This window comes from Asaccharospora irregularis DSM 2635, assembly GCF_900129815.1.
Taxonomy (GTDB): domain Bacteria; phylum Bacillota; class Clostridia; order Peptostreptococcales; family Peptostreptococcaceae; genus Asaccharospora; species Asaccharospora irregularis.
On sequence record NZ_FQWX01000056.1, the window covers coordinates 1 to 7,684 of the forward strand.

The 7,684-nt window shown below is 28.2% G+C and carries 7 protein-coding genes and 1 pseudogene; 7 read left to right on the forward strand and 1 reads right to left on the reverse strand.

Translation table 11 applies throughout. The annotated features are described in order from the left end of the window. Positions 1 to 265 (reverse strand): annotated as a pseudogene (locus BUB34_RS12395) (transposase); the annotation flags it as partial. A gap of 371 nt (positions 266 to 636) precedes the next feature. On the opposite strand from BUB34_RS12395, the gene BUB34_RS12400 reads away from it, so the two are divergent. The 7 genes from BUB34_RS12400 to BUB34_RS12430 form a co-directional block, all read left to right on the forward strand. Next, positions 637 to 1,062: an N-acetyltransferase gene (locus BUB34_RS12400; protein ID WP_073127733.1), complete on the forward strand. Its 426-nt coding sequence runs from the start codon at positions 637 to 639 to the stop codon at positions 1,060 to 1,062. A 122-nt stretch (positions 1,063 to 1,184) separates the two neighbouring features. After that, the gene (locus tag BUB34_RS12405; RefSeq protein WP_073127735.1) at positions 1,185 to 1,451 is read left to right on the forward strand and encodes a hypothetical protein; all 267 of its coding nucleotides are present in this window, start codon (positions 1,185 to 1,187) and stop codon (positions 1,449 to 1,451) included. Between the two features lie 74 nt (positions 1,452 to 1,525). Then, complete coding sequence (locus BUB34_RS12410; RefSeq protein ID WP_073127737.1) at positions 1,526 to 3,355, forward strand: N-6 DNA methylase; 1,830 nt, start codon at positions 1,526 to 1,528, stop codon at positions 3,353 to 3,355. 101 nt (positions 3,356 to 3,456) lie between these two features. Then, complete coding sequence (locus BUB34_RS12415; protein ID WP_073127738.1) at positions 3,457 to 4,920, forward strand: type I restriction-modification system subunit M; 1,464 nt, start codon at positions 3,457 to 3,459, stop codon at positions 4,918 to 4,920. Between the two features lie 3 nt (positions 4,921 to 4,923). Then, positions 4,924 to 6,063, forward strand: coding sequence for a restriction endonuclease subunit S (locus BUB34_RS12420; RefSeq protein ID WP_073127740.1), 1,140 nt, complete (start codon positions 4,924 to 4,926; stop codon positions 6,061 to 6,063). An 87-nt stretch (positions 6,064 to 6,150) separates the two neighbouring features. After that, entirely contained in the window at positions 6,151 to 7,140 is a 990-nt protein-coding gene (gene xerA, locus BUB34_RS12425; RefSeq protein ID WP_073127742.1) for a site-specific tyrosine recombinase/integron integrase, read from the forward strand. 26 nt (positions 7,141 to 7,166) lie between these two features. Further along, positions 7,167 to 7,684 (forward strand): restriction endonuclease subunit S (locus tag BUB34_RS12430; protein WP_200787938.1); only part of this gene is annotated, 518 nt, incomplete at its 3' end.

Here is a 7,684-nt window from a genome sequence, read left to right on the forward strand (position 1 = left end):
GTCCCATTATCAGCGCCGCTTGCTTTAAAATATCATTTTCCATTTTTAATTGTTGATTTTCTTTTCTAAGTTTTATTAATTCATCTTCTTCTTCAGTTCTATTATCTTTAGCCTTAAACGAACCTGAGCCATTATAGTCGCTAACCCACTTATTCACAGTAGATCTAGCCACCTTATATTCTTTTACTATTTCATTAGGGCTTTTACCATTATTAACTAAAGTTACTATTTGCTTTTTAAACTCATAATTATATCTTTTAGACATGATAGACCTCCAATTTCCTTTTATCTATTATATCATGTCCGAATTTTTATTGTATAATTAAGTGTAACCTATCCAATCTACGAATAGCCTTATTAACATGATAATACATTAGCTATAATTTTTATATGAGATAAAATTGGTATTATTACAAGTACTCTCAATAAAACTCAAAAAAGAAAAAGTTGTGAAAAAATAGCTGGCACATTAAAAATACAACTATACATTATACATTTTTAAACTAATAAACATGTATAATGTATTTGTATATGTGAAAATAATTCAAGTGAATAATTTAGACTATATTTACTTAGTATTTATTAATAGTAAATGATAATATAAAATAGAGCATACTTGGGAGGAGAGGAACTTATATGATAAGAAGCATACAAGACAAAGATATAAATAAAGTAATGGATATATGGTTAAGGAGCACTATAAAAGCTCATGATTTTATTCTTAAGGAATACTGGGATAATAGCTACAATACTGTAAAAGATGTGTATATACCTATGGCAGATACATTTATATATGAGGATGAAGAGTCCATAAAAGGTTTTATAAGTATAATAAATAATGAATTTATAGGTGCATTATTTGTAGATACAGATTCTCAAGGAGGTGGAATAGGCAAAAAACTTATAAACTTTGCGATAGATAAATATAAAAACCTAAGCTTGGCTGTATACAAAGATAATGTGAAATCAGTAGTTTTTTATAAAAGAATGGGGTTTACAGTAGTAAAGGAACAAGTTAATCAAGATTCAGGATATACGGAGTATATAATGCAAAAAATTTAATAAATCTGAAGTTTTATTAGAAAAACTCAGATTTACTGTTGACAATATAGAAATAAAAATATAATATATAACCATAAGGTGAAATTCAGTAAATTAAAAACTGAAAAAGAGGGGGGATAAAGATGAAAGGTTTTAGGGGAAAAGTATACATAACTAATTATGCTAAGAACAGACTTAGTGAAAGAAGGCTAAACATAACTACTAATAGAAACAAAGAAGTAAATGTATATAAAAAGATGTTAGAAATGATTAAAAGAAGTAGATTAATTAAGTATTTAAAAAAGGAGGATGGTAGAACCCATGAATATAGGGAGTATGCAGAGGGTATATTTGTATGTCATAGGGAGTTTTCAAAAGATATATTTAAACCAGATTTGGTTACTATTTAATTCAATATTAAATTAGGATTCTAGATTCAGTAAAATATTTACTAAAATTAAGGTATAGAAAGGTAGGAACAAAAATGAATAAATTTAAAGTAGGTTTTGATGTAATTAGAGATGTTGAACCAATGAGTAAAAGACTTTTAATAACTACACTAAGTGGGGTTAAGGTAGTTTTAGTTAATAAAAATAGACTAAAAGTAAAAATAGGTTATGATTGGAACTATACATCTTTAGATAAGAATAATTTAATTAGTACTTGTATGGAGATAGGGAGACTAACTAATTTAGAGATATTTAAAGATAAAAGTATAATAAGTTTAACAGAAGAGATGCAAGATGCAGATTTCTACAAATTAATAGAAATTATAAATTCTACAGTAGATCCATATGATATTACAGGATTTTGTAAACAAATTAGATCTACATCTAATGTAGATGGTAAGATGTATGATACAAATACTCCAGATGCTGTTTTAGATATAGCTGTAAAGATTATAGATCCTGGGGTAAATGATAGTATAGTAGACTATTTTAATGGAGAATCAGGATTAGAGTTAGCATTAGTAGAACACTTGGATTTAGATGATGAGAATGGATTCAAATTAAAATACTATGGTCAAGAAATTGATAAGGTAAACTATGAAATAGGTCAGCTAATAAACTTTTTAATAACAGGAAATGAAGATAGGATAGTAAGAGGTGATAGCATATATGAACCTATGTTTAAAGAAGGTAATGATTTAGTAAAATTTGATGTAAGCATTTCTAATCCTCCATTTATGATGAAAGTAGATAGAGGACTAATACAAAATGATACGTACAATAGATTTAGACATGGAGCTAATTTAGTTACAAATTCTGATTGGATTACAGCAGAACAGGTGATAAGCTCACTAAAGGATGATGGAAAAGGTGCAGTACTATTACCAATTGGTGCATTATTTAGAGGTGGTGCGGAAGAAAGGGTAAGGAGAAGTATTATAAGTGAGGACTTAATTGAAACAATAGTTAAGATTCCTGGTTCAGTACTTTCTTACACTAATATAGTAGCATGTTGGGTTATATTTAATAAAAACAAAGAGGAAAATAGAAAGGGTAAAATTCAATTCATTGATTTAAGTAGCTATATAGAAAGTATAGATAGAAGAAATAAGACGATTTCAAGAGATGGTGTTCATAAAGCAGTACAATATTACAAAAACTTTGAGGAAAATGAGATTAGTTTTATCGTAGATTCAAAAAAAATAGAGGAACAAAACTATGATTTAAATGCATTTGATTATATACAAAGTGAAGAACTTATTAGAAATATAAGTAGTAATATGAAAATGGTTGAGTTTAGTAAAATAGCTCAAATAAGAAGGGGTGTTCAAGTAAATAAAGGCAAATTAGATGCCCTTAATACTGGAAGTAATAGGAGTCACTACTTGATATCTATAGGAAATATTACTGATGGGAAAATAATAGTTAACGAATCAGACATGATTCAAATTGAACGAAAATGGGAAGGGGTATACGAGGTAAAACAAGGTGATTTATTGGTTACATCAAAAGGAAGTCAATTTAAAGTTGCAATAGTTGAAGAGGATATCAAAGCTATAGTTTCAGCAAACTTATTTATTGTGAGAGTATATGATGATAAATATATACCTGAAGTATTAAAATATTATCTAGAAAGTGAGCTAGGTCAAAACTTAATACAAGGAATTATCAAAGGAACAGCAATAAAATCAATAGCTCATAAGGATATAGAAAAACTTTTAGTACCAGATATCGATATGAAAATGCAGAAAAAAGCATTTAATATGATTGTGGAGTCAAATAGTGAATATGAAGATAGAATAAGAAAGGCAAATGAACTATATAAGAAGGAACAAGATCAAATAAAAAATTTATTAAATCTTTAATGTAATAATTACCGCAAAGGGTTAAATATTAAGATTAGTAAGAATCTATATAAATAATATATAATATGTCTTGTAAACAAAAATAGGAGGAAGACTTTAAGATGATAACAGGAGAATTGAGAAGCAAAGTAGATAAAATATGGGAAATATTTTGGACTGGGGGACTTACAAACCCATTAGAAGTAATAGAACAATTTACATATCTATTATTTATAAAAGGGCTAGATGAAGTAGAAACAAGAAATGAAGCAGAAGCAACGCTTCTAGGAGTACCTTATGATAGAATATTTAATGATGAACAACAACATATAAGATGGAGCAAATTTGCAAATGAAGGAAATGCAGAGAAAATGTATGATATAGTGCTAAATGAAGTATTTCCTTTTATAAAAAAATTACATGGAAACAAAGAATCAGCATATGCAAAATATATGGGTGATGCAATATTTAAAATACCAACACCACTAATGCTATCTAAAATAGTTGATGGAATAAATAACTTGAATCTAAAAAAAGATAAAGATACAAAAGGTGATTTATATGAATACTTATTATCAAAAGTAGCAACGGCAGGTACTAACGGACAGTTTAGAACACCACGCCATATTATAGACATGATAGTAAAACTTATGAAACCAGCACCAGAGGATATAATAGTGGATCCAGCAGCGGGATCAGCAGGCTTCTTAGTATCATCACAACAATATTTAAGAGATAATCATCCGGACTTATTTTTAGTACAAGGGTTAAAAAAACATTTTAACAATGATATGTTCTACGGATTTGATATGGACAGAACTATGCTTAGAATAGGTGCCATGAACATGATGCTTCATGGAGTAGATAACCCTAATATAGAATATAAAGATTCTTTATCAGAATCAAATACAGACAAAGATAAATTTACATTAGTGCTTGCTAATCCTCCATTTAAAGGAAGTTTAGACTATGAAGCGGTAAGTGCAGATTTATTAAAAGTAACTAAAACAAAGAAAACAGAATTACTATTTTTAGCTTTATTCTTAAGGAGTTTAAAAGTAGGTGGGAGATGTGCTTCTATAGTTCCAGATGGAGTATTATTTGGTAGTACAAAAGGGCATAAGGATATAAGAAAAGAAATAGTAGAAAACCATAAATTAGAGGCAATAATATCTATGCCAAGTGGAGTATTTAAGCCATATGCAGGAGTTTCCACTGCTATAATGATATTTACTAAAACAAATACTGGTGGAACAGATAAGGTATGGTTCTATGATATGAAGGCTGATGGATATTCTCTAGATGATAAGAGAAATGAGATAGAGGATAATGATATAGATGATATAATAGAAAGATTTAATAATCTTGATAAGGAAGTTGATAGAAAAAGAACAGAGCAAAGCTTTTTTGTTGATGTAGAGGAAATAAGAGAGAACGGATATGATCTATCTATTAATAAGTATAAAGAGATAGTTTACGAGGAAGTAGTGTATGATGAACCTCAAGTTATTATGAGGAGAGTTAAAGAACTAGAGAAAGAAATTGCTAGTGGATTAGAAGAATTAGAAAGAATGCTAGAGGTGTAGGGTATGGAATATATTAAGCTAAATGAACTGTTTAAAATAAAAAAGGGTAATAAGGTTGAACAAGTAGAAGAAACAAAAGAAACAATAAGATATATTCAGATAGATGACCTTAGAAATAATAATAATATAAAGTTTTGTAAGCATGATGGTAAATATGTAATTGCTAATGAAAATGACATTATAATAGCTTGGGATGGAGCTAATGCAGGTACAGTTGGATATGGATTAAGCGGAGCAATTGGTAGTACATTAGCACTATTAAGTATTAATAACAATGATTACAATACAAAGTACTGTGGTATGTTTCTAAAAAGTAAATTTAGATATTTAAGAGATAATTGTACTGGAGCGACTATACCACATATATCAAGAGGTAGTTTAGAGAGCTTAAAAATACCTGTTATAAATTTACAAGAACAAGAAAAAATAGTAGAAGTTTTAGATAAAGCTCAAGAGTTAATAGATAAAAGGGAAGAGCAAATAGAAGCATTGGATGAATTAGTTAAATCAAGATTTATCGAGATGTTTGGAGACCCAGCAACTAATCCAAAAGGTTGGAATATAAGCAAAATAGGAGATATTACTAAAGATGTACGTTATGGAACCAGTAAATCATCAGTAGAGGGTGGTAAATATCCATATTTAAGAATGAACAACATAACTTATAATGGTAATTTGGATTTAAAAGATTTGAAATATATTGATATAGAAGATAATGAATTAGAAAAGTGTATAGTTCGTAATGGAGATGTACTTTTCAATAGAACTAATAGTGTAGAATTGATAGGAAAAACATGCGTATTTAATCTTGAAGAGCCAATGATAATAGCTGGTTATATAATAAGAGTTAGATTAGTAGATGAAGTATTACCTATATACTTATCAATGTTTTTAAATTCTGATTATGGTAAGAAATTACTTAAAGGTATGGCAAAAGGAGCTGTTAATCAGGCAAATATTAATGCACAAGAGTTAAAAGGGATAAGGATTCAAATACCACCAATAGAGTTACAAAATAAGTTTGTTGATTTTATTAATCAAGTCGACAAATTGAAATTTGAAATGGAAAAAAGCTTAAAAGAATTAGAAGATAACTTCAATTCATTAATGCAAAGGGCTTTTAAAGGAGAATTATTTAAATAACAGAACCTAATATATCAGCAGATTTGTTTCAAAATTCCATAAAGTGTTAATAATCCTATAATCTATACAAATAAAAAGAGGTGGATTATAGTGGAAAAGTATATAATGGAGATTGAACAAAATATGGTTAATTTACTTGACAATATGGAGATGGAAAAGCTTCATAGTGTTCTAATAAACACTTTTATAGGTCTTACAATAATAGAAAATAAAAACAAAGAAGATACCTTAGATAAAGAATTAAATTATTGTGATATGTTTATATATGCCAAAAAAGTCGAAGGATGTTCTATTAGATCAATCAAGTATTACCAATCTACTATAGAAAATATGATGAAAGTTATACCAAAACAAGTAAAACATATAACAACAGATGATATAAGAAAATACTTAGGAGATTACAATAAAAATAGTAATTGCAGTAAAATAACAATTGATAATATTAGAAGGATTATTTCAAGTTTTTTCTCTTGGCTTGAAGAAGAAAATTATATTTTAAAAAGTCCAGTAAGACGTATTCATAAAATAAAGACTGAAAAGGTAGTTAAAGAAACATATACAGACGAAAGTATAGAAATAATGCGAGATAACTGTAGTGAAATAAGAGATTTAGCAATAATTGATTTACTTAATTCTACAGGTATGCGTGTAGGGGAGTTAGTTAGGTTAAATATCAGTGATATAAATTTTAATGAAAGGGAAAGTATTGTGTTTGGCAAAGGTGATAAGCAAAGGAAGGTGTATTTTGATGCTAAAACTAAAATACATTTACAAAGTTACTTAAATAGTAGAAGTGATAATAATGAAGCTTTGTTTGTTTCTTTGCTAAAACCACACAAGAGACTTGAAATAAGCGGGGTTGAAATTAGATTAAGAAAGCTTGGTAAAAAATTAAATATAAACAAGGTACACCCTCATAAATTTAGGAGGACTCTTGCTACAAGGGCTATTGACAAGGGAATGCCTATAGAACAAGTACAACAGCTTTTAGGTCATTCTAAAATAGATACAACTCTTCAATATGCAATGGTTAATCAAAATAATGTAAAGAGTTCTCATAGAAAATATATTAGTTAAGATTATATAAATCAAGATTTATCGAGATGTTTGGTGACCCAATTAGAAACGTTAAAGGCTGGAAAACAGGAAAGATGAATGATGTAGCACCTGTAGTTAACTATAAAGGTGATTTTAACAAATGCAAAGTGTGGTTACTAAATTTAGATATGGTTGAATCAAATACAGGAAATATTATTGGATATAACTATGTAACAACAGATGAAATAGGAAATTCAACTTGTACATTTGATACGACAAATATTTTATACTCAAAGCTAAGACCATACTTGAATAAAGTAGTTATACCAAATGAAATTGGATATGCTACATCTGAAATGGTTCCATTACAACCTGTAAGAGGAGTATTAAATAGATATTATTTAGCACATATGTTAAGAAATAAATCATTTGTAGATTATATAAGTGAAAAAGTTTCAGGTGCAAAAATGCCGAGAGTAACTATGAATGAATTTAGAAGTTTTGAAGTTCCAATACCACCAATAGAACTTCAAAATCAATTTGAAGACTTCGTCAAACAAGTCGAAAAATTGAAATTTGAAAT

Bases quoted from the DNA above. Each gene is read 5' to 3' on its own strand.
- BUB34_RS12400 (WP_073127733.1), top strand. From the start codon at position 637: ATGATAAGAAGCATACAAGACAAAGATATAAATAAAGTAATGGATATA.
- BUB34_RS12405 (WP_073127735.1), top strand. From the start codon at position 1,185: ATGAAAGGTTTTAGGGGAAAAGTATACATAACTAATTATGCTAAGAAC.
- BUB34_RS12410 (WP_073127737.1), top strand. From the start codon at position 1,526: ATGAATAAATTTAAAGTAGGTTTTGATGTAATTAGAGATGTTGAACCA.
- BUB34_RS12415 (WP_073127738.1), top strand. From the start codon at position 3,457: ATGATAACAGGAGAATTGAGAAGCAAAGTAGATAAAATATGGGAAATA.
- BUB34_RS12420 (WP_073127740.1), top strand. From the start codon at position 4,924: ATGGAATATATTAAGCTAAATGAACTGTTTAAAATAAAAAAGGGTAAT.